Source organism: Enterococcus sp. DIV1375a, from assembly GCF_051712205.1.
GTDB lineage: Bacteria > Bacillota > Bacilli > Lactobacillales > Enterococcaceae > Enterococcus > Enterococcus faecalis.
The window spans coordinates 1-21,285 of the sequence record NZ_JBIOOM010000002.1; the positions used below are offsets into that span (position 1 = coordinate 1).

The following is a 21,285-nucleotide window of genomic DNA, read 5'->3' on the forward strand; positions in this document are numbered from 1 at the left end:
ATCGATTATGAGGCTAGGCAATGCATGTTTTTAGAAACAGCACACGAAAAATTGATTGATGAATTATTGCTAAAAGTTAGAACCGTATTTCAAAAAGTAAATAAAACAGATAAATTTTAGTTGCAGGTCAAAAACTTAAGTTTTTGACCTGTTAAACATTAATAAATTCCTTTCTTAAATTAATTACTCTTCTATTTATTTTGTACATAAAAGTTTGGCAAAATTATTTGTGTCAAACTATAACTTAAAATAAAAAACACTGAATTTTATATTCAGTGTTTTAAACAATAAACTAGTTTAACTTCAGAAACTTCATAAGCCATTACTATTTAAATTAAAGGAAAAACATGATAAACTAGTTTATGTACAATATTATTAATAATTGCGCCTATCTTTCTTAATCGTTAATCAGAAAAGTTATATTCTTTAAAAGATAGTTGCCAGAGATAAATAAAGATAAAATCTATAACTAATAGAACAATTTACCCTTTACTATTCAAGATTACATCTATGATTAAAGTGTATAATAACCATTATATTACATTATAAAAAATAACACATAGATACTTAGTTTTACATATAACTAGTTATGCTTTAATTCTTCCACAATTTGTACATGTGCTTTTTCACAATGTAATTCTGATTCTAGTTTTTTCTTGATTCTTTCAGCGTACTCTTTGGAAAAAGGTTCTGCTTCCTTTATTGATCCTAATAACGGATATTCATCATACATCACTGATTTTACATATTGTTTGTTTTTTACACCTCTTGTTTCCACTTCTACATAATACATATGTATTTTCCTTCTTTCTCTTATATATCTACTATCTTTATTATACCAATGTATATATTTTTTTAAGATAATTATTTTATATATATATAATTAGTTATTCTCATTAAATACAAGCCTAGTGAACTACTCACCACTTAGTTAAACTTAACGGTTCTTAACTCTTGAAGTGGGAGCTTCTTAAAAAATAGTGGATGAATAATCATTCATCCACTATTTTTAACATATCATACCAATTATTTGTAAATCCTATTATATAACAAAGAAATATAGTATTTACCGCTGACGATTGAAATCAAGTCTTCCATATTTCTGCATAGACGATCTAAACGCTAGTAGACACTCGAGTGTATCCTATTTTCAAAGAAATCACTCCTTTACTGAGTCTATTGTAACATAATTTTAATCAACCAGTATAATTGAACATAGATTTTGATATGAGTTTATGGACACTTTGTTTTAAAATTAAGAACTAAAAAAATCACTCAAAATAATTGAGTGATTTGCTTAGTGATTAAATGTTTATAGTTTATGCCGAATAAAATACTGTTGAGAAAAAACTTCCACTCAACCTAAAAAACGACTATTACTAAAAAAGATACTGAACAAAACTTGTCCTGGGCTCTTCTGGTATCTCTAAAAACGAATAAACGGAGAGACAAAAGCAGCATCTTGAGAAATTTCTTCATATTAGTTACACCGAAATTATGTTTGTTTAAGAGACTTGATTGAATTCTTGATTTTTCAGTTCATACACTACATCGCAGTCTTTAGCAACATCCTGTTCGTGGGTGACTAAAATAATACATTTTTTTTGCTTATGTGCAATCTCTTGGAAAAGTTTAACGATCTCCTTCATCCAAGTTTCCAGTCGGTTCATCCGCAACAATTAGATCGTGTTCACAGCATAAGGCTCTAGTGATTGCTACTCGTTGTTGCTGACCACCCGATAGCATCGTAACTTTTTTATCTGCTAAATCCATAGTGATTCCGACTTTTTCTAAGTTCGCTAAGGCGTAGTTTTTTTTATCTGTCTGTTGGCTTTGAGCAATCTCCATCGCTGTTACCACATTGTCTACTGCTGATAAATATGGCAGTAGATTATAGTTTTGAAACACAATTGATACATCTTTACGACGATATTCCCGCAATCCAATTTTTTTCAACGATTTGTCGTCATAGAAAATTTCCCCGCTTTTTGGTGTATCTAATCCTGCGATCAGAGATAAAAAAGTCGTTTTCCCTGAACCGCTCGTACCTAAAATTGCGTACATTTTGCCTTTTTCAAAAGTTAAATTAACATTTTCGAATAATCGTCGGTTATCTTCGTACCAGTAGCTTAAATCTTTTGTTGATAGTGTCATTAAAAATTCCTCCTTCGTATATTATTAGAGCACTAAATAAGTGACTCTATATTCAAACCACTTTGTGGTTTAGAATTGTGTAAAGCAGATAGGGGTCATCCGTTGCCTCCTTGAAGTTTCAATCTTCCTAATTAAGACTGATGCCTCTATTCTTGAGACTAGTATATGAATGAGCTAGATAGAACATTGTTTCTGAATATCTAACGAGGCTATATCGTCCAAGAACTGAGAGGAAAACCACTATCTGACAAATCCTTGAAAGGACCTGATTTTATGTTCTTTATTGGTATTGATATTGGTAAACGACATCATGAAGTGGCTTTAATTGATGAAAAAGGTAACGTTATCGGAAAAAACATTCGTATTACCAATACAAAACACGGAAGTGAAAAACTTATCAGTTTTTTTAACAAACACAATCTAACGCCAAATAATACAATGATTGGAATGGAAGCTACTGGCCATTATTGGCTATCCATTTACTCTTTTTTAAACAAATTGGATTTTTCAGTTACTGCTTTCAATCCCATTCAATCGGATGTTTTACGTGATTTTTATATCCGTAAAACTAAAACCGATACAGTTGATGCTGTATTGATTGCTCAAGTAATTAGGTTAGATATGCCAGAGAAAACTACTCTTCCGACAGAAGATACTTTCCAATTAAAACAAGTTAGAAAGATTTCGTTATAGTTTAGTAGACTCTGCTTCCGATTTGAAAAGAAAAATAATTGCTTGTTTAGATCAAGTATTTTCTGAATATGACCAAATTTTCTCAGATACATTTGGTAATTTGTCAATGGCCATTCAAAAATGTAGGTTTTTGGCCCATAAATAACAAGGTTACTTATACGACAACTTTTTTTCTTTATAATCTTTAATTCGATAAGACTTTCCAGTAATTTGAATAATCTTAGCGTGGTGCACTAATCGATCGATTAGTGCATTTGTTAATTTTTTATCTTGAAAAGTTTCAGCCCATTGAGACAAAGGAATATTCGTTGTAATAATGGTTGATTTTTTTTCATAGCGTAGATTAATTAATTGAAAGAACAACTTTGCCCCGTCAGGGGTAAAAGGCAAATAACCAATTTCATCAATAATTAGTAAATCGTAAGAAGCATATTTTTTTAACAATCGATCTAAATTTCCACGTTGATTTGCACGATTTAATCGATTGACTAATTCATTGCTTAAAGCAAAATGGCAAGAATAACCTTTGGTTATAGCTTCTAGTGTAATGGAAATAGCTAAGTGAGTTTTCCCCACTCCGCTATTTCCAATAAACAATATATTATTGTTTGTATCCATAAAGCGTAAGGTGCACAAATCTAAAATTTCTGTTCGGTTAATCTTTGGTTGAAATCCAAAATCAAAATCATTGATTGTTTTTTTAAACGGTAAATTCGCCTTTCTTAAACGATTTTCTTTTTGTCGTTCATTTCGTGAGTTTATTTCTTCTGTCATTAAATGATTTAAAGCTTCTACAAAACTAAGATTTTCTTGAACAATTGTATCGAGATATTCTGGTAAAATTTCTCTCGTATGTTTTAAATTCAAATCTTCTAATTTGTTTAGTAAATGATAATAATTAGACATAATGATTCACCTCTATAATTCGTCATACGCTTGTAAATTTTCATCAACAAAGCGCTCTAATTCTTCGTCTTCTAAGTGTTTAAAAACGTCAGAACGTAGAATCTCTATATAGTCATTTCGATGATAATTAAATAATTGATGAGTAATTGTATGTGTACGAACAAGAGTAGAATCATCGTAAATATAAAGTTTATCTTCTTTTACACATAGTGTAAGAATTTTCCCAATGTAATTGATGGGTACAGAATATTTGTTTTGATTCCATTGAACCATCGCTTCGTTAGATACTTTTCGTTTGATTTGTTTTTCAACAGAAGAATAGATTTTAAGTTGATTCGCATCAAAAGAAGATAATTGTTCTTTCTCGTATGACCAACGGTCATTAGGACATTCATGAATAGCTTGAGAAATTTCTTCTGTATTTAATGAATCCATGATTGTTTGAACAATTTCAACTAATTCTTGAGTTGTTTCAAATTCATAATTAAATACACGAATTCGTTCGATTGTGCGCGCAAGAGCTTCAACCTTTCCTTTTGTTTGAGGTCGAAACGCACGACAAGCAATTGGAAGAAATCCCGCTTCTTTCGCATATTGTCGAAACCGCTCATTAAAAACAACTTTAGAAAATTGACTACGACTACGGTCAACAACAGTTTTCATATTATCGAACCATATTTCCGTAGGAACACCTCCGGTGTATTGAAAGGCATTAGTTAAGCAACGAAATAGAGTAGTTTGAGAACAATCAAAAGTTAGTTCTAAGTACTTAATTCTGGAATATCCTAAAACATAAAGAAAGATATTACAAGAAATAATTTCGCCGAATTTATTGACTAATTTTAAATCTTCTTTCCAATCAACTTGAGCAGATAAACCAGGGGTTGTTTCCACACAAATCGTTGCTTTTTGTATTTTATCTGCTCGGATATTTCGGCAATATCTTCTTAGTGTTCGTGCACTTCCACGATAGCCACGTTTAGAAATAAAATGATAAATGGCAGAAGCAGAACAACCTAAAGCTAATTTGTCAGCGATAATATCTTCAAAATCACTAACCAAAGTTTTTTTGTTTTTATTTTTTTGAGCAAGTAAAGGCAATTTATTGCTTATTCCAGCTTCATAATAACGTTTTACTGTACGATAATCACAATTGTATTGTTTAGCTAGAGCAGCATAATTAGGTTTTGTATGAGTCATAATGAAAGGTAACACTCCTTCATAAATATCTTTTCTCAATACGCTTTCCTCCTTGAATAAAATAACACAAGGAAAGCGTACCAAATGACGCATAAACCTACATTTTAACTTGGTCATTTACAGTGTTTACATTGTTTTTTCTTTTTGTTATAAAAATCTAAGTAAGTTGTTTTAACCTAATTAGGCAGAAGTCGTCCATCCTCTATAGGAGAATGAGGAATGCCGTTGGTAACTAGAAGACCGAACATAAGGATTATTGCCTTTTTATTTTACCCCATGTTATAATCACTCTATATAAGAAATGAGCTGATATAATATGGAAATTAGATACTAATAATCGTTCAGTGTTTCTACTTTATTATCGTCTTGTACTGGTAACTGATATCGTGAATAAGTCATTGATGATGGACTATCTAAATTTGCTAAAGATATTTTTGAAAGAATTTCAGAATCGTATCATATTACTTTAGTTGAACGAAATCATAATAAAGACCACGTTCATATTATGTTCAAACCTCACCCTAAAACAGAACTGACAAAATTTATCAATGCTTATAAAAGCGCTAGTTCACGATTGATAAAACGTGATATTTCAAGAATCAAACAGTTTCTTTGGATAGAAATGTTTTGGTCTAAAAGTTTTTGTCTTTTGACAACTGGTGGTGTATCTATCGAAGTCATCAAGAAATATATTCAAAATCAAGGAAACAATCACAAATAGAGGTGAATCTTATGGAATGTCTAAAAGTATATAAATTTAGAATTTATCCAACAGAAGAGGCAAAAAATTTCTTTGGTAAATCTTTTGGCTATGTCCGTAAAGTCTACAATCTAATGCTTGATGACCGAATGAAAGCTTATGAAGAAACTAGACATGATTCCTCTAAAAATGAGTTTTCTATCTCCAGTAAAATACAAGCAAGATTTTCCGTTCCTGAAAGAAGTGGATAATCTTGCTTTAGCGTATGCACAACTCAATCTTGATAAAGCGTACAAGAACTTCTTTCGCGATAAATCCGTCGGATTTCTTCGTTTCAAAAGCAAGAAAAATCCGATTCAAAGTTACACAACTAACAAACAAAGTAGAACAATCGCTTTGATTGTTAACAAATTCGTCAAACTTCCTAAGTTGAAGTCGTTAGTTAAAATTACGCTTCATAGACAACCTAAAGGCCGAATCAAATTTGTTACAACAGTCTATCATTCTAGTGGTAAATACTCTATTTCTCTGCTATGTAAAGAAGAAATTAGTGAACTGTCTAATTTTGCTATTGATTTAGGTATTATAGATTTTATGATTCTTTAAACAAAAACCACGATATTATTGTTTGTATTGAAGAATTAAATACAAAAAGTATGTTGCGTAATAATAAACTAGCAAGTATGTGCTCTTCCCAAAAAGCTCCCACTTCAAGTGTTGAGAACTGTAAGGTTTAGCTAAGTGGTGAGTAGTTCACTAAGAAATGGAGGATTCTGTATGGGAAAATGTTATTTTTCAGAAAATGTTCTAGTAGCAGCAGAAAAACGTTTAATGTATATATTTGAAAGATTTGACCATGTTTATTTTTCTTTTAGTGGTGGTAAAGATAGTGGAGCTATGATTCAACTTGCCGATATTGTAGCACGTAAAATGAATAAAAAATTTGATTTATTAATTTTGGATATTGAAGCAAATTATAGTGCTACTAGAAAATTTATGGAAAAAATAAAAAAATTAAATTCTGTAAAGCAAATATATCATTTTTGTTTGCCTTTTTATGAAGATAACACAGCAAGCATTTTTCAACCTCAGTGGTTAATGTGGGATGAAAAAGAAAAAAAGCGATGGGTTCAGCCAATGCCTAAAGATGCTATAACTTTTGAAACGATTTGTTCTAGCAATAGTCTAACAAATTTATATAAAAGTTCAAATTTTAATCCAGATAAATTTTTAAAAAATTTTATTTATTGGTATTCTTATAAACACAATGAAGAGGCTGTTGCATGTGGTATTGGGATACGAGCCCAAGAAAGCTTGAATAGATATAATTCAGTATCTAATGTTAGATTTTGCTACGATGGTAAACCGTGGATTAAAAGTCAATCTAAGTATAATAAAAACACTGTAAATTTTTATCCGATATATGATTGGTCAGTTGAGGACGTGTGGGGGGCTTATTCCAAATATAATTGGTTTATTAATGAATTTTATGAAAAGCTATATAAAATGAGAGTTCCCTTATCACAGATGAGAATTTGTCAACCTTACGGCTTACAACAAAGAAAAGGGCTTGCGCAGTACGCATTAGTAGAACCATTTACTTGGGAAAAAGTTGTTAATAGAGTTTCTGGTGCAAATTTTGGAAAAATATATTCCAAAACAACATTGTTAGCTCATTATAAAACAAATAAGCCTTTACATATGACTTGGCAAGAATATACTGTGTTTTTGTTGGAATCTATAGGATTACATTCTAGGAAAATGCAAGATCACTATTATAGAAAAATATCAATTTTAATTAATTATTATAAAAAAAATTTTGGAATTAATATTGCTGATATACCTGAGGAATCCTCACGAAAAGAATGGGAAAAAGATGAGAAGTTATGGCATAACTGGAAAGGAATTGCAAAAGCTTTAGAAAAAAATGATTATTGTCTAAGTACAAGACAATATGGACTTACTAAAGTTGATGAAGAGGAATTGTATGAATTAGCAGTAGAATTTGGCGCAAGCTTAGGAATTGAAAACTTGCCTAAATATCAATTAGAAAAACTGAATACCAAGATAGATTATTTATTCAAGTGAAATTTATAATCGCATTAAGCTATAGAAGTGTGGTGAAAGAGTGTATAAAAAATACTCTTTCTAGTTAATATAAGTAATACGTATATAGTTAAAAAATTTAGATAGTATATGTGATATGCTGTTATTTGAAAAAAATTTTTATTTTTTGCAAAAGGATGTGTGATAAAAATATGATTGAATTTCCTGTTCTTAATGTGAAATTAGTATCTTTAAATAAAATAATAGCAAATGACTACAATCCCAATAAAGTTGCTCCACCAGAAATGGATTTGTTGGAGTTATCGATTATTGAAGATGGATTTACACAACCATTAGTATGTTATTATGATGAAAATTCTGATAAATATATATTGATTGATGGTTTTCATAGATATCGTGTATCCAAAGAACGACTGGGGTTATCTAAAGTTCCTGTCACAATAATAAATCGTTCATTAGAAAATAGAATGGCTTCAACAATAAGACATAACAGAGCTAGAGGAACCCATGAAGTAAACAAAATGGAAATAATAGTTAAAGAGTTGGTTAGCAAAGGGTGGAATGATAAGAAAATAGCAGAAAAGCTTGGGATGGATTTAGAAGAAGTATTTAGATTTAAGCAAACCTCAGGATTAAAGGAAGCATTTAGTAATCATGAATTTAGTAAATCTTGGGTAGCTTTTGAAAAAAAATATTATAAAAAATAGTGTTTTTATACATAATAAACGTTTATTGATATAACTTTTGTGAGAGTGTAAAATATTTTGTGTAAATGAAAAAATCCATACAAAAAAGGAAGTCGCTTCTGTAGAATAAAGTTAACGACAACCAATTCACAGAAAAGAGGACTTCCCTATGAATGATTTTACTACAGAAATTGTGCAAACTCTAGTCACTAAAGGCGATTTAAATGAATTATTCCGTTCGCACTTAGAAAAAGCGATAAACACACTCCTACGGACTGAATTAACGGCTTTTTTAGATTACGAAAAATATGATCGCACTGGTTTTAATTCAGGTAATTCGAGAAACGGTTCTTACTTTCGATCAATCAAAACCGAATATGGTGAATTAACATTGGAAATACCTAGAGATCGTAATGGTGAGTTTAAACAACAAACTTTACCAGCCTACAAAAGAACAAACGATACATTGGAAACCACTATTATCCATTTATTCGAAAAAGGTGTTACGATGTCTGAAATTGCTGATTTGATCGAAAAAATGTACGGTCATCACTATACTCCACAAACTGGATAGATGTCAATAAAGTAGACACAAAAAGAGAAGATACTTAAAGACATTCAAAGTAAAGAGCCTCCTTTTCAGTTGGTGTAAGCATATCTAATGTTCCGTGAGGACGTTTGGTGTTATAGAATCCTTCAATGTAAGTGAAACAAGCCAAACGTACTTCTTCGATTGAATGGAATGAACGGCGATTTAATTCTTCTTTTTTCATATATTTAAAAAAAGCTTCGGTAACGGCGTTATCCCACGGATAACCTGGTTTTGAAAGAGAATGGACAATCGGATGATGCTCTATAAACTTTCTAAATTCAAAAGAGGTATATTGAGACCCTTGATCTGTATGAAAAAGAACAGGATTCATTAATTTTCGAGAATGAAGTGCTTTTTCTACTGTTTGAATGGCTAGTTTTGTATCAATCGTTGATCCTACGGTCCAAGCAATTACTTTTCTAGAAAACAAATCTAAAACGACACACAAATACGCAAATGTTTTCTTACCGATGGGGATATAAGAAAAATCACTTGTCCAAACTTGATTGGGTGCAGGTGGATTGAACGCTTGGTTTAGATGATTTGGCCGTGTCAAAGAAACCTTGTTTTTCCTTTTTTTGAAAACAGGCTTTACTGTAGACATTTTTGGGAGGTCCATTGCTTTCATCAAGCGATAAACACGACCAATACTAATCGAAATGCCATAATCACGCAAAAGAATCTGGCGGATTTTTGCAGCGCCAAGACGTTTTTGAGAAGAAGTATAAATTTCTAAAATCACTTTTCTTAGGTGTTGATTTTCTTTTGTTCTTGGGGCTACTTTTCCAGAAAAGCGTTTGTAATAAGTGGAACGATTGACTTTGAGTACACGACAGAGTGTAACAATACTGTGTTCATATCGAAGAATGTGTATGGCTTTTAATCGTTCGTCAAGCGAGGCGTGAATATGGCAATCGCTTTTTTTAGGATTAAATTTTCCTCCTCGAGTTGCGCATTTCGTTTTTGTAGCTGTTTGATTTGACGGGCCGTAAGGATCGTGTCATCGTCAATTTTTACTTCGGAATATTGTTTGACCCAACGAGCAATTGAAGAAAGAGCAATGCCGTACTCCTTAGCTAAAGCATTTTGAGTTTTACCACTTTCGTGAAGTTTTACAATGGATTTTTTAAACTCTTCGTCAAATTTACGTGGTGATTTTCTGTTATTTACCATATTAAAAATTCCTTTCAAAATTTCTGTCTATTTATTTAATAGTATACCAAAAAATGTGTCTACTTTATTAGGATACATGCATACAGCTTGTTCCTGGGATGAGGTATTGTCCTGGGATAAGTTGTGGGAATCCTATTTGCGAATAGCTAAAAAAGATACCCCTATTGTTTTATTCGGGGCAGAACCTTTTTCTACTGCATTACGTATGAGCAATTTCAAACTTTATAAATATGACTGGTATTGGTTGAAAAATAATGTGACTGGTTTTACATTTGCGAAAACACAACCAATGCGTTGCATAGAAACGATTTCTGTTTTTTCAAAAGGAAGACCTAATTATTATCCGCAAGGCTTAATTCCCTTAAAAAATAAGCGTGTAGCTAGTCGATCAGAATATGATGATAATGTTTATTCTAGTAGGCTTTCTGGAAAGACCTACACACAAGAGGTAACAGGTTATCCTAACAATCTTTTGCGTTTTTCAAAAGATGCGACAAAATATACCATTCACCCTACACAGAAACCTGTAGCGTTATTAGAATATCTAGTAAAAACATACACAAAACCAGGAGAAATTGTTTTGGATAATTGTATGGGAAGTGGGACAACAGCGATTGCTTGTTTGAATACAGACCGACAGTTTATTGGTTTTGAAACGAATGAAAAATATTATAAACAGTCTTTGGAACGGATAAAAACCAATGTGACACAAGTAGAATTGTTTTGATAATACGTACTAGATAATTATCGTTCATATTTTATTCTATATATTGGATTAACTATTATATTTGTAATTACAATGTATTGACAAATTTGCTTATTTTTAATACAATGTTATTACAAAGCGCGAATGGAGGTAATAAGATGTCTCAATCAACAATTACATTTAGAATTCCTGAGGATGAAAAAGAACTTGTGTTAGAATATGCAAAAGCTCACAATTCTTCATTAACTGAACTTTATCGAAAAACTGTATTAGATAAAATTGAAGATGAAATTGATTTAAAAACCTTACGGAACGCAATGGAAATTTCCAAAGAGAAAAAAGAGATTGGTATTTCTCAAGAGGAAATGGAGAATCTATTAAATGAAATATAAAGTTGTATATATGCCACAAGCTCAGAAACAATTAAAAAAAATGGATAGAAACCAGGCAAGAATAATAGTAGCATGGATTAGAAAAAATTTAGAAGGAACTACTGATCCTCGTCAACATGGAAAAGGCTTGACTGGAAATAGAAGTGGTGAATGGCGTTACAGAATCGGAAATTATCGAATATTGGCTAATATTTGTGATTCAGAAATTATAATACAAATATTTTCAATAGGACATAGGAGTACTATCTACAAAAAATAATTTATAGTAAGAACCAAAGAGGTCAAAAACTTTTTAAGTTTTTGACCTATTTGGTTCTTCGTGCTATACTTAGAATTGTCAGGTATCAAAAACTTATGTTCAGAAAAGGTGAATAAATTTTGTCTATTTATGGTTATTCAAGAGTGAGTACTAGTAATCAAGATTACAAAACCCAGATTCAAAAACTAGAACAAGCTGGAGCAGAAAAAATATTCAGTGAAAAATATACGGGAACAAAAAAAGAAGGAAGGAAAGAATTAGAAGAACTACTATTTATTGTAAAACCTGGCGATAAAGTATTAGTGACGAAAATTGATCGGCTAGCTAGAAGTATCGTTGATTTAAATTCGATTATCTCTTCTTTAAACAATTCAGGAGTGACTATCACCTTCTTAGATAATGCCCTAAACTTTGAGCCAAATAAAAGTGATTCTATGCAAACGTTAATGATGAACATGTTAGGTAGTTTTGCGCAATTTGAACGAGACTTAATCGTAACGAGAACCCAAGAAGGAAAACAGTGGCACAGAGCAAATAATAAAAACTATCGAGAAGGACGTCCGAAAAGAGTCTTGAATGATAAATACAAACATGCATTAGAGTTAATGGAAACAAACAGTATGAGAGAAGTAGAAAAGAAAACAGGCATTTCTTTGTCTACTCTTAAACGAATTAAAAGACAAGCTAAAGAAGAACAATTACTTAGTGAAAAATAGATAAAGAGAAGTTATTATGGAAAATAGAGAGAAGATTATTTAGTTGTTGGAAAATTCTTTGGTTTCAGGGTATCGAATAAGAAATGTCAAATGGTCGAATCTATTCTACAAATTATCAAAGATACAAAAAAACGCGTTTAAAAAGAAAACAAGCCAATGGTTATTTTTGCTACGATGTCAGTAAAAAAGGTATTATTTGAAAAATTAGACAATAATTTTTGGGAGGAAATCAATGGTAAAAAAAAGATATTTGTATCGAGTTGGACAAATTTTTTTAATTTTATTTTCTATATTGTTTGTTGTAACGTTGTTTTTTACTATCAAAAATCAGTTTGGTACGAATTATAAAGATCTAAGTAAAAGTAATCAAATAGTGTTACAAGAAATTGAGGATTACTATAAGGCATATAAAACTAAACAAGTTTGGGCAGGATATGATCTCAACAAATATAGCTTTCTGGCTGTGGATGGCAGAGGTGGCGAAGCTTATTTAATCAATCCTAAAAAAACTGTTAAAAGTATTTTTGCAAAAGAAATTAACATGCCAAGTGATTCTGTAGTGAAAGTGTATCGGATTGCGGCAATGTCTCCTACATTGTATAAAACTTATTTATTGAGTAAATTCAATACATTAGGAGAACAGGTAAATGTTTGCGCGAATGAAGTTTTTTATTTACGTTATGAAAAAAATGCGAATATTGATGATGGTGCTTATGATTCCTCTCATTTTATTAACTTCTTATCTCATGAGGCTTTTCATAATCAAGTACAACCATCTTGGGGAAATGAACTTTTAGGGGGGCGTTTTTCAACAGAATCATTGACTGATAAAGATAAAGAACTTTTAGCAACTCGTTATGATATTTTGCAAAATATTCAAGAAGAAACATGGAAAGAAACAACTAACCTCAATATATTGAAGGCTAATGTAAAGAAATATATTGTAGAATCAGAGAAATTGAAAAAATCAAATCCCGCTTATTTTAAAGATGAAACGATGGCAGAAACATTTGAAGGAACAGCAAATTATGTTAGTGCAAAAGCAGCAAAGGCAGCAAATTATAAATATAATGTGACATGTTTTAGTGATTCCAAAGGACAAAAGATAGAACATATTCCGTTCAATGAGATTATGCCTTTCATTCAAAATGGACAGATGGATATTAGTAGTATTCCTTCTAACTGGATTTATTCTTCTGGTGGATTATGGTGTGAGGTGCTTAATAAGTTAGGGAATACTACTTGGCAAACTCAGTTAAATAATCAAACAAGTGAAAAGCCAGTAACTTTATATGATCTTATTAAAGAAACCGTAGATTAAGTAATTATATAAAACTATTTTGGTGTTTGGATTAACGAGATAACTATCATAACTAGGGAGTGTAAAATAAACTGTGAAGCTGCTTTATCTAGAATTAGCAACTTACACAGTTTATTTTACACTCCCGTCACGAAAAAACAGTTGAAAGAGTTAGGCTATTCTTTACCAAATAAAAGAAAAAATAAGCAGAGAGGGGTTCTTTTCTGCTTATTTTTTCGCTCGTATAGATTGTTGATCAAAGTCGAAAAACGCCCCTTCACAGTCGAGAGTTACCTTCTTTTTATCTGAAGATATTTCAGAAATTACTCCATGTAACCCTCCAATAGTCACAACAGCGTCTCCTGGTTGTAAATTGTTTAAAAAATCTTGTCGTTCTTTTTGTTGCTTTTTCTGTGTACGAAACAGATAAAAATACATAGCAACAATAACTAGCAGCATGATAAGCATCGGTTTCATTTCTCCTTGTTAGTTTGAAAAATTTATATATAGACATCAAGGCTATTTTATAAAAAGAAAGTATTGATGGCAATATTTGTTTTGAATGAAATGGTACAATAATCAGGCGAAAAACAATTGGAAATGATGAATACCAACTTACAAAAATGTTAGGGAAATTCTTTTGTTTTAACATTTACAAAACTATACCAATAGTTCTATAATTTCTATATAGAAGACGTTTTCTAATTTTTATTTTTCGAGGTGAACATTCATGAAAAAGAAATTAGTTAAAGGCTTAGTTATTTGTGGCATGATTGGGATTGGTTTTACAGCATTAGGAACAAATGTAGAAGCTGCTACGTATTACGGAAATGGTTTATATTGTAATAAGCAAAAATGTTGGGTAGACTGGAATAAAGCTTCAAGGGAAATTGGAAAAATTATTGTTAATGGTTGGGTACAACATGGCCCTTGGGCTCCTAGATAGGAAGGATTAGTTTAAAATGGATAAACAACAAGAATTACTAGATTTACTTAGTAAAGCGTATAATGATCCTAAAATAAATGAATATGAGGGGTTAAAAGATAAGTTATTTGAATGTGCCAAAAGATTGACAACTAATGAAACAAATATCGGTGAAGTCTGTTATAAATTAAGTACAATTAATAGTGAGTATTTAGCAAGACATCATTTTGAAATGCCTAAATCAATTATTGAATTGCAAAAATTTGTGACTAAAGAGGGCCAAAAATATAGAGGCTGGGCGTCTATCGGTATTTGGAGTTAAACAATCGTTTTTTTAGGAGAGTTTATGGACATCAAGAAAAAAGAAGCGTTGGAAAAGATTATTCAATTAACAAATAATGCATTAGCGAATCCACAGATTTATTCAGATAAAAACTTAAATGATCTTTTATTAAGAATAAGAAAAGAAGCTTTATCAGGAGAAGTTGGATAGATGTCAATAAAGTAGACACAAAAAGAGAAGATACTTAAAGACATTCAAAGTAAAGAGCCTCCTTTTCAGTTGGTGTAAGCATATCTAATGTTCCGTGAGGACGTTTGGTGTTATAGAATCCTTCAATGTAAGCGAAACAAGCCAAACGTACTTCTTCGATTGAATGGAATGAACGGCGATTTAATTCTTCTTTTTTCATATATTTAAAAAAAGCTTCGGTAACGGCGTTATCCCACGGATAACCTGGTTTTGAAAGAGAATGGACAATCGGATGATGCTCTATAAACTTTCTAAATTCAAAAGAGGTATATTGAGACCCTTGATCTGTATGAAAAAGAACAGGATTCATTAATTTTCGAGAATGAAGTGCTTTTTCTACTGTTTGAATGGCTAGTTTTGTATCAATCGTTGATCCTACGGTCCAAGCAATTACTTTTCTAGAAAACAAATCTAAAACGACACACAAATACGCAAATGTTTTCTTACCGATGGGGATATAAGAAAAATCACTTGTCCAAACTTGATTGGGTGCAGGTGGATTGAACGCTTGGTTTAGATGATTTGGCCGTGTCAAAGAAACCTTGTTTTTCCTTTTTTTGAAAACAGGCTTTACTGTAGACATTTTTGGGAGGTCCATTGCTTTCATCAAGCGATAAACACGACCAATACTAATCGAAATGCCATAATCACGCAAAAGAATCTGGCGGATTTTTGCAGCGCCAAAACGTTTTTGAGAAGAAGTATAAATTTCTAAAATCACTTTTCTTAGGTGTTGATTTTCTTTTGTTCTTGGGGCTACTTTTCCAGAAAAGCGTTTGTAATAAGTGGAACGATTGACTTTGAGTACACGACAGAGTGTAACAATACTGTGTTCATATCGAAGAATGTGTATGGCTTTTAATCGTTCGTCAAGCGAGGCGTGAATATGGCAATCGCTTTTTTTAGGATTAAATTTTCCTCCTCGAGTTGCGCATTTCGTTTTTGTAGCTGTTTGATTTGACGGGCCGTAAGGATCGTGTCATCGTCAATTTTTACTTCGGAATATTGTTTGACCCAACGAGCAATTGAAGAAAGAGCAATGCCGTACTCCTTAGCTAAAGCATTTTGAGTTTTACCACTTTCGTGAAGTTTTACAATGGATTTTTTAAACTCTTCGTCAAATTTACGTGGTGATTTTCTGTTATTTACCATATTAAAAATTCCTTTCAAAATTTCTGTCTATTTATTTAATAGTATACCAAAAAATGTGTCTACTTTATTAGGATACATGCACATATAAAGGAACTACAAAAATATGAAAAAAAAGTATCCATTTATTATAATTTTTTATGAACAGTCGGTATATGGTTACTTCCCTGATATAAGTAACATAATTATAGAAGCGGATTTAGTTTCAACATGTTTAGAACTTGCAAAGAAAAAACTAATGAATGAGTTGAAAAGATATAAAGTTGAAAATAGAGCATTACCGATAGCAAATCATATATCTTATTATGTATGTAAAAAAAATGTATATTACGTTACTAACATAACAATTAATTTATAGAGTATCTAATCGAAGGTCTTTTCTATAAATTATGCAGATGGAAGAGGAGAAAATAAAGAATTATTAGTTATATATTTGTATTTGCTGGTTTATTTATAAATTTTTGTAAGAAATGAGTTGATATATATAAGAAAAAAATTTTTAATAATGTTATTTTTTAGTGTACTTTTTATAGGGATTGCGGGAAAAAAACATGTACAAAACTCACAAGAAGCTATTGTAGAGAAACAATCAGTGGAGGTCTTAAAGAATACATTTTCAGGAATTGTCGAGGTGAAATTTGAGCAAATAATTTATGATAGTATAACAGATACGTATGGAATATTTGTTATGGCAAAAAATTCCAATGGTAAATCTAGTTATTTTTCGTACGACTATTCAAAGAATAGTTTTAAAATTGATAATTATAAAAGTAAAGATAAGATTTTTCTAGTAAAAGGGATTACTAAAAATAAAGTAAAGGTAATTTATTCTAATGGTAAAGAAATATATGTATAATTATTTACCTAAATCTTAATTTAGCAGTTTGTAAAATGTATAATAAAAGTGTGTGTATCAAGAATTTTTAGTATAAATTCTTGATAAGAATAAGATTAACAAAAATTAGAGGTGAATTAGTAATATGGTTAGAATAGAACAGAAAGGAAAAGTAACTTTTAATAGAGCCATTAAGGATTTTTTTCGAGGATATATAGATTTTAAAGGAAGAACCACCCGAGATGGGTATTGGTGGGTAATGCTTATACTAGCGATAATTGCTATTGTTACAGGTATGATGGCGTCTTCCAGCCTGTTTGAATTTGATGAGGTTATCTTGATGAATGAAAGCGAGGTATCTTGGAATTATATTCGGAATTATATTTTCCAGGCGCTTCCTTTTTTCCTTTTTATTATAATAGTTATTATTCCGAGTCTAGCATTGACTATTCGTCGCAACCGTGATGTAGGTTTGACAGGTTGGGGAAGTTTTTGTTTATATTTTGTCCTTGTCGTGTCTCAGCCAATAAATTCTAGTTTGGATTTTGTCACAGGCGAATTTATATTGGGAGACAATGTTTTACTCACATTTTTAACTTTTGCTCTCAGTGTCTTTATGTTCTTATTAACAATTTTTCCTACAGACACGCTAACTATCAAAAGTGAAAATAAAATTTTACGTTTCTTTTTCAGGTTAGCAGACTAGTTTTAAAATATATCTGAAAGCAACTTATATAGTCTTCGTATTATTTTTGTATTTAGTTGTAAAATTATTTTTGGCTATGTTTTAATTTAGTTTTTTTGTCAAATAATGTTGGTAAAAAACATTGTAAAATCGCGTCAAGTCCAGAGGAGAAAATTCTCTGGACTTTTTTATTTGGTTTGTGTTGTTAGACGGAAATCTGCAATTTGAAATTATAAAAGTTACGAAACCCACGGGCATTGCGCATTAATACTTAATTAATATGATTATTTAGACACTACAATACAAAACAGACTGGTACGGTCAGAAAATCATCAAAGCAGATAAGTGGTTTTCATCTAGTCATATAAAAATAGCAAAAAAATCGCTCGAAATTCGAGAATGAACTTTTCCTATTTGCCATACTCATCATGAACGAGATATCAACGCTAGTATTAATGTTCTGACTGAGGAAGTAAATTAGATTAAATGAACAACAACCATAGCGGAATGGCTTGGTAAATAAGAGACAGTTCTGTTAGTAAAAAATAAGCTATAAAGTATGTTCTCTTCCCAAGAAGCTCCCGCTTCAAGCATTAAGAACTGTCAGGTTTAGCTAAGTGGTGAGTAGTTACTGATTAACAAGTAATATGAAGTTAAAACAACATACAGAAAATACTTAAATTCAACTATTTTACAATGGTTTTTAGTGCCACATCTACTACATTTATACACAATTACTTTGTCACCTTCACGAATAAAAAGAATATTTCTTTACTTAAGATTAAAGTTATGTAAAATTTGTTTATGGTTTTAGTGGAAAATACATCATTCTTAACAAATTTATTCTTGAAAAGAACAGCTGATATGGTTGTTTTTTTATTTATTTTTATAATAGTAACTATTACAAAATACGTAAAATATAAATGTTGAAAACAAATTAATTTTTCGATAAAATAATTGTAGATTCATCTAAAAAACCTTGCTAAAACAAGGTTTATCACTCGAAAAAAGTCCCCTCTGCCTCCGTCTTTCAGCGGGGACTTTTTTTATCATGAATTATCAAATTAAGTGCAATGTTTTATCAAAAAACACTCCATAAGGTATTTTTCAATTTAGACATTTCTTTGGTCGTAAGTTTAGTTTGAGAATAATTTGTTCAATATAGTTGTCAGAAACAGTAGTCATCTCTTTGTTTTTAGAGAAGTATTCTCTAAGCAATATATTCATTTTCCTAATCTTCTAAAACAGCCAAGTTTTCTTCCGAATACTATCAAGAGCTATGTAATCTGTTGGAACAAGCACAGAAAACAATTAATGTTTCAAAAATAGCAAAAGAAATAAATAAAGGCTTGTTGCTAGAAAACAAAAATCTAAATGACAAATGTCAAGAATTAATCAAGCTTTCCAAACGGCTAGATTTTGAAAATAAACAAGTGCGAGCAAATATTTTTAAATTTAAAGAGTCTTTCACCGACAATTAACTAAAAACAATTTTAAGAGGTTTTAGGTTTGATCAGGTAAAAAATATAGATTTGAATACAAAATTACTTAAATCGAAAAATAATGGTTCTTAAGACTATTCAATTTAAAATGTATTGTATTGTTTGCGTTTTTGATTTTAGTTTGTTATAGCAAACGTACGAAATGTGGATTTCGTTTCGTACAGCATTACGACACGACCGCTCAACACCTACTCGCAATAGGTTGGGCGGTTTTTATTTATTGCGACAGTAAGTACGTGGGTTAGTAGGGATTGTCCTGGCCGCTTGGCTTGTAAGACATTCATAAGCAAGACTAAGAAGATATATTTTACTAAAACTGTTTTAAAACGGTTAAAAAAGCTCTCAGAGCCTCACGATGCCCTTTTTAAAAACGGATTTTAGCAAAGGATCCCTTAGGAAACTGCGTAGTACAATGTGAAAACGAAACGAACACATCTTTAAACAATCTGACCGTAGAAAGCAATGTTTGTTTGAAAGCAAGAATTTTACTTCTCTTATTATGAACATAATCAGGAAACAATCAGCGGGGCTCAATCACCTGAGAGATTATTACTATAAATTGAGAACACAACTTTCATTTTAAGAGCATAAGATTGCGCTCATCGCTTACATCAACAAGCTCTTGAAAGGTTTCCACTCTATGACACGATATTCAAGCCCGTATGATTACTTATACATGGCTTCTAACGACCCATAAGGAGTGTGTTCTTACCCAGAATTACAGCGTACCCAATAAAAAATTTCTAATTTATTAGGTTTATTTTGTATATTTTTTCTTGATGAAACCAATAGAAAAAAGTACTTGACTAAACGTAGCAAAGAGGTTTAGAGAAAAGTACTTAGCATCAAGAAATAAGAAGAAATTTTCAAAATTTGACAAGAAACACAAACATTAATTTTGCTGTTGTTTGTTACTTATTTGGTATTTCTCAAATTTTTGGTAGATTTTGGATTATCTTTCTAAGATGCTAGTGATTTTTTCTCAGAAAGGTAATCACTTTGGATGATGAAGGGACTAATAATGTACTGATCGAGCAAAGTTTAGCGGAAGCAAACGATCTAAGTGTCGGGGATAAATTTAAGATTAAAGATCTCGATGATAAAGATGTTGAAGTTACTATTAAAGGTATTTACAAAACAAGTGATTCTAGCAATAGTATGAGTGTTCGCTTCAACTTTATGAATCCAGCGAATACGATTTTTTCTTCTTATACACTGGTTAACACCTTAACTGGATCAGAAGGAAAAACGATTGATTCGGCGGTGTATAACTTAGATGATCCCCAAGACATGGACAGCTTTGTAGAAGCAGCGAATAAATTGATCGATACGGATACATTCAGTTTAGAAACCAATGCTCAAATGTATCAGCAAATGCTTCAACCATTGAATAATGTAGCAAGCTTTGCGAAGAATATCGTGATTTTAGTAGCTGTAGCCGGAGTCATTATTTTAACCTTGATTATTATGCTGTCGATTCGTGAACGTAAATATGAAATCGGTGTATTACTTTCATTAGGTGAATCACGAGTCAAAGTTATTTCACAATTTTTCGTTAAGATTTTTGTTTGCATGATCTTCGCTTTAGGAATTGCTGCAGCTAGCGGAAATGTTGTTGGCAATGCAGTCGGCAATCAGTTGTTGAACCAGCAAACAACTTCGCAAAATCCAGATGGACAAGAAGCGAATACGGCAGGAAATAGCGGTCCAAATCAAGGTAACCCAGGACAAGCACCTGATGGCGGAAACGGTGGTCCTAATGGTGATCAAATTGGAATCAATCCATTTACACAATCAAAAGAAATTCAAGAACTAAATATCTCAGGAAATCACATTTTATCAAGCGTGACCTAGCACTTTTATATGTATTGATAAATTTTGTCAATTCCGTTTATAGTCCATTCTTATATAGACTAAATACAACATGGAGTAAAACACAAAGTCATATGTCGGTCTTCGGTTTACCAACGATAATCCGAAAGCCGAACGGCACTTATCACCTACCTATGGAGGATGATGAATGCCTAATTATGTTAAATTGTGTATATTCAAAATCAAGGAAATGAAGAGGAGATAAGGATACCAGTCAGTGATTTAAGAAGCTACAAGGACC

At 31.3% G+C, this 21,285-nt stretch carries 20 protein-coding genes and 8 pseudogenes; 20 read left to right on the forward strand and 8 right to left on the reverse strand.

All coding sequences use genetic code 11. The features are described 5' to 3' along the window. Positions 1 to 120, forward strand: a pseudogene (locus IGJ63_RS13190) (type II toxin-antitoxin system PemK/MazF family toxin); the annotation flags it as partial. Positions 121 to 583: 463 nt separating this feature from the next. Here the strand turns inward: IGJ63_RS13190 and IGJ63_RS13195 are convergent. Together IGJ63_RS13195 and IGJ63_RS13200 are read right to left on the reverse strand one after the other, a co-directional pair. Continuing rightward, positions 584 to 793: a hypothetical protein gene (locus IGJ63_RS13195; protein ID WP_438746660.1), complete on the reverse strand. Its 210-nt coding sequence runs from the start codon at positions 791 to 793 to the stop codon at positions 584 to 586. A gap of 712 nt (positions 794 to 1,505) precedes the next feature. Further along, positions 1,506 to 2,154: pseudogene (locus IGJ63_RS13200) on the reverse strand (ABC transporter ATP-binding protein). Between the two features lie 273 nt (positions 2,155 to 2,427). Here IGJ63_RS13200 and IGJ63_RS13205 point away from each other — a divergent pair. Beyond that, entirely contained in the window at positions 2,428 to 2,847 is a 420-nt protein-coding gene (locus IGJ63_RS13205; protein WP_438746662.1) for an IS110 family transposase, read from the forward strand. A gap of 150 nt (positions 2,848 to 2,997) precedes the next feature. On the opposite strand, the gene istB is transcribed toward IGJ63_RS13205, so the two are convergent. Both istB and istA read right to left on the reverse strand, forming a co-directional pair. Beyond that, positions 2,998 to 3,753, reverse strand: a complete 756-nt coding sequence (gene istB, locus IGJ63_RS13210) for an IS21-like element helper ATPase IstB (protein ID WP_438746664.1) — start codon at positions 3,751 to 3,753, stop codon at positions 2,998 to 3,000. Between the two features lie 12 nt (positions 3,754 to 3,765). Further along, on the reverse strand, positions 3,766 to 4,992 hold the full coding sequence (istA, locus tag IGJ63_RS13215) for an IS21 family transposase (protein ID WP_438746666.1): 1,227 nt from the start codon (positions 4,990 to 4,992) through the stop codon (positions 3,766 to 3,768). Between the two features lie 275 nt (positions 4,993 to 5,267). Between istA and tnpA the strand changes: the two are divergent. From tnpA to IGJ63_RS13240, 5 genes and pseudogenes are all read left to right on the forward strand, one after another. Further along, a pseudogene (tnpA, locus tag IGJ63_RS13220) lies at positions 5,268 to 5,674 on the forward strand (IS200/IS605 family transposase). Between the two features lie 11 nt (positions 5,675 to 5,685). Continuing rightward, positions 5,686 to 6,256 (forward strand): annotated as a pseudogene (locus IGJ63_RS13225) (helix-turn-helix domain-containing protein); the annotation flags it as partial. A 174-nt stretch (positions 6,257 to 6,430) separates the two neighbouring features. Continuing rightward, positions 6,431 to 7,741 (forward strand): DUF3440 domain-containing protein, encoded by a 1,311-nt coding sequence (locus tag IGJ63_RS13230; protein WP_438746668.1) that lies wholly within the window; start codon positions 6,431 to 6,433, stop codon positions 7,739 to 7,741. 170 nt (positions 7,742 to 7,911) lie between these two features. After that, a complete protein-coding gene (locus IGJ63_RS13235) occupies positions 7,912 to 8,427 on the forward strand; it encodes an IbrB-like domain-containing protein (RefSeq protein ID WP_438746670.1) in 516 nt (171 codons plus the stop codon). A 148-nt stretch (positions 8,428 to 8,575) separates the two neighbouring features. Beyond that, positions 8,576 to 8,974 (forward strand): annotated as a pseudogene (locus tag IGJ63_RS13240) (IS256 family transposase); the annotation flags it as partial. A 40-nt stretch (positions 8,975 to 9,014) separates the two neighbouring features. Here the strand turns inward: IGJ63_RS13240 and IGJ63_RS13245 are convergent. Beyond that, a protein-coding gene (locus IGJ63_RS13245) for an IS3 family transposase (RefSeq protein WP_438746672.1) occupies positions 9,015 to 10,171 on the reverse strand; the annotation gives its coding sequence in 2 pieces (ribosomal slippage) (positions 9,015 to 9,913 and positions 9,913 to 10,171; 1,158 coding nt in all). Between the two features lie 106 nt (positions 10,172 to 10,277). Between IGJ63_RS13245 and IGJ63_RS13250 the strand changes: the two genes are divergently transcribed. From IGJ63_RS13250 to IGJ63_RS13270, 5 genes are all read left to right on the forward strand, one after another. Further along, complete coding sequence (locus IGJ63_RS13250; RefSeq protein ID WP_438746674.1) at positions 10,278 to 10,898, forward strand: DNA-methyltransferase; 621 nt, start codon at positions 10,278 to 10,280, stop codon at positions 10,896 to 10,898. Between the two features lie 137 nt (positions 10,899 to 11,035). Further along, complete coding sequence (relB, locus tag IGJ63_RS13255; RefSeq protein ID WP_002334254.1) at positions 11,036 to 11,269, forward strand: type II toxin-antitoxin system RelB family antitoxin; 234 nt, start codon at positions 11,036 to 11,038, stop codon at positions 11,267 to 11,269. Further along, on the forward strand, positions 11,259 to 11,528 hold the full coding sequence (locus IGJ63_RS13260; protein ID WP_002367773.1) for a type II toxin-antitoxin system RelE family toxin: 270 nt from the start codon (positions 11,259 to 11,261) through the stop codon (positions 11,526 to 11,528). Before relB ends, IGJ63_RS13260 begins: the two co-directional genes overlap by 11 nt. A gap of 116 nt (positions 11,529 to 11,644) precedes the next feature. Further along, positions 11,645 to 12,244 (forward strand): recombinase family protein, encoded by a 600-nt coding sequence (locus IGJ63_RS13265; RefSeq protein WP_256277677.1) that lies wholly within the window; start codon positions 11,645 to 11,647, stop codon positions 12,242 to 12,244. A gap of 232 nt (positions 12,245 to 12,476) precedes the next feature. Then, on the forward strand, positions 12,477 to 13,565 hold the full coding sequence (locus tag IGJ63_RS13270) for a hypothetical protein (RefSeq protein ID WP_438746676.1): 1,089 nt from the start codon (positions 12,477 to 12,479) through the stop codon (positions 13,563 to 13,565). Between the two features lie 207 nt (positions 13,566 to 13,772). Here IGJ63_RS13270 and yajC read toward each other — a convergent pair whose 3' ends face one another. Beyond that, complete coding sequence (gene yajC / locus IGJ63_RS13275; protein ID WP_050560578.1) at positions 13,773 to 14,021, reverse strand: preprotein translocase subunit YajC; 249 nt, start codon at positions 14,019 to 14,021, stop codon at positions 13,773 to 13,775. A 253-nt stretch (positions 14,022 to 14,274) separates the two neighbouring features. Here yajC and IGJ63_RS13280 point away from each other — a divergent pair, with 253 nt between their 5' ends. Genes IGJ63_RS13280 through IGJ63_RS13290 form a run of 3 tightly spaced genes read left to right on the forward strand, consistent with a single transcriptional unit; the run spans position 14,275 to position 14,962 of the window. Further along, positions 14,275 to 14,490: a class II bacteriocin gene (locus tag IGJ63_RS13280; RefSeq protein WP_057086846.1), complete on the forward strand. Its 216-nt coding sequence runs from the start codon at positions 14,275 to 14,277 to the stop codon at positions 14,488 to 14,490. A gap of 16 nt (positions 14,491 to 14,506) precedes the next feature. After that, on the forward strand, positions 14,507 to 14,791 hold the full coding sequence (locus IGJ63_RS13285) for a bacteriocin immunity protein (RefSeq protein WP_010717206.1): 285 nt from the start codon (positions 14,507 to 14,509) through the stop codon (positions 14,789 to 14,791). Positions 14,792 to 14,815: 24 nt separating this feature from the next. Next, positions 14,816 to 14,962, forward strand: a complete 147-nt coding sequence (locus IGJ63_RS13290; RefSeq protein ID WP_226062445.1) for a hypothetical protein — start codon at positions 14,816 to 14,818, stop codon at positions 14,960 to 14,962. A gap of 34 nt (positions 14,963 to 14,996) precedes the next feature. On the opposite strand, the gene IGJ63_RS13295 is transcribed toward IGJ63_RS13290, so the two are convergent. Beyond that, positions 14,997 to 16,153 (reverse strand): IS3 family transposase gene (locus IGJ63_RS13295; RefSeq protein ID WP_438746680.1). Its coding sequence is split into 2 segments (ribosomal slippage): positions 14,997 to 15,895 and positions 15,895 to 16,153, totalling 1,158 coding nucleotides; the frame shifts between segments, so codons are not numbered across the junction. Between the two features lie 502 nt (positions 16,154 to 16,655). On the opposite strand from IGJ63_RS13295, the gene IGJ63_RS13300 reads away from it, so the two are divergent. The 5 genes and pseudogenes from IGJ63_RS13300 to IGJ63_RS13320 all read left to right on the forward strand — a co-directional run. Beyond that, positions 16,656 to 17,006 carry a hypothetical protein gene (locus tag IGJ63_RS13300; RefSeq protein WP_101731991.1) on the forward strand — a complete coding sequence of 117 codons (351 nt, stop codon included), beginning with the start codon at positions 16,656 to 16,658 and terminating at the stop codon, positions 17,004 to 17,006. 124 nt (positions 17,007 to 17,130) lie between these two features. Then, positions 17,131 to 17,691 carry a DUF805 domain-containing protein gene (locus tag IGJ63_RS13305; protein ID WP_101731990.1) on the forward strand — a complete coding sequence of 187 codons (561 nt, stop codon included), beginning with the start codon at positions 17,131 to 17,133 and terminating at the stop codon, positions 17,689 to 17,691. Positions 17,692 to 17,965: 274 nt separating this feature from the next. Next, positions 17,966 to 18,151, forward strand: a pseudogene (locus IGJ63_RS13310) (zinc ribbon domain-containing protein); the annotation flags it as partial. Between the two features lie 808 nt (positions 18,152 to 18,959). After that, positions 18,960 to 19,151: a hypothetical protein gene (locus tag IGJ63_RS13315; protein WP_070363692.1), complete on the forward strand. Its 192-nt coding sequence runs from the start codon at positions 18,960 to 18,962 to the stop codon at positions 19,149 to 19,151. A 1,008-nt stretch (positions 19,152 to 20,159) separates the two neighbouring features. Continuing rightward, a pseudogene (locus IGJ63_RS13320) lies at positions 20,160 to 20,996 on the forward strand (ABC transporter permease); the annotation flags it as partial. Here the strand turns inward: IGJ63_RS13320 and IGJ63_RS13325 are convergent. Beyond that, a pseudogene (locus IGJ63_RS13325) lies at positions 20,971 to 21,063 on the reverse strand (IS200/IS605 family transposase); the annotation flags it as partial. The pseudogenes IGJ63_RS13320 and IGJ63_RS13325 sit on opposite strands and share 26 nt — an antisense overlap. Between the last annotated feature and the right edge of the window lie 222 nt (positions 21,064 to 21,285).